At 72.8% G+C, this 437-nt stretch carries 1 pseudogene; it reads right to left on the bottom strand.

The annotated features are described in order from the left end of the window. Positions 1 to 437 (bottom strand): annotated as a pseudogene (locus tag ACLBX8_RS31620) (IS3 family transposase); the annotation flags it as partial.

Raw genomic sequence — 437 nt, 5'->3', positions numbered from 1 at the left:
CACGCGATGATCTCACGGTCGCACGCGTCGATGGCAAACAGCACGCGGACGACCGCACCGTCCCGGCAGCGCAGTTCGAGGTGATCCGAGCGACCCGCTCCACGTTCGAACGCAACGCCACCACGGTGCCGTCGTGGGTGCGGCCGGGCCGCCGGGCGGTGTGCGGCGCGAGGGTGAGCCCGTTCGCCCGCAGGATGCGCAGCACCCGCTTGGCATTGACGCTCGCCTCGCCGCGCGAGTGCAGTGCCCGGTTCACCAGTGCGGTGACGCGGCGATAGCCGTAGCTCGGGCGGGCATCGACGATCGCGCAGATCGTCGGCAGCAGCTGCGCATCCTCGGGCTTGCGGTAGGGACCGCGCGGCTGGGCGGGGCGGCTCAGGCGCTCGGCCAAGTGGGAGCGGGCCACGCCGAGCGTGTCGGCAACCGCCTTCACCGCG

It is taken from the genome of Methylobacterium sp. D48H (assembly GCF_053345715.1).
This window is presented reverse-complemented; position numbering and strand designations above follow the sequence as displayed.